Origin of the sequence: Prevotella sp. HMSC077E09 (assembly GCF_001814685.1) — a bacterium.
In the GTDB taxonomy this organism is placed as follows: Bacteria; Bacteroidota; Bacteroidia; order Bacteroidales; family Bacteroidaceae; genus Prevotella; species Prevotella oris.
Window position 1 is genome coordinate 1 of record NZ_KV817584.1, and the last position, 541, is coordinate 541.

A 541-nucleotide genomic window follows, 5' to 3' on the forward strand; every position below is an offset into this window, starting at 1 on the left:
GCGCAGAAGTTGTGCTTTGAGGTTGTCGTTTGGCACTTTTGCAAAGCTCATCTGGGCTGCCCAAGCCAGTAAGAGCGCTATAATCATCTGCTTTTTCATAATGATAGTTCTTTCTTTTTATTATTCAGAACCTGATGTGAGGACTGACAATGCAAATTTAGACAATTTATAATAAAATGCAAGTTATGCGAAAGAAAAATGCAATTTCGTATAACGATTGTCCCTTTTCCTGTCAACTTTCTTCCTCGTTTTTAACACTTTTCTCCGCGACCAAACAGAAATGAAAAGCCCGTTTTCGTGAGAGTGCGAGGCCATTTTATGGTTTCGATACCCTCATTCCGGCCACCTTGAAATGCAGATAACCCTCCAAGCATTGCAACTTGACGCATATTGCACGGCGATCTGCATCATCTTAGGCCGTAATCTCATGCAGATTGCATGGTAAAATGACTGAGATTGCATCGTTTCGTCACATGATTTTATGTCTTCATTTGATTGTAATCATGTAACAATCTGACAATCAGTGCGTTGCGAAATGCAA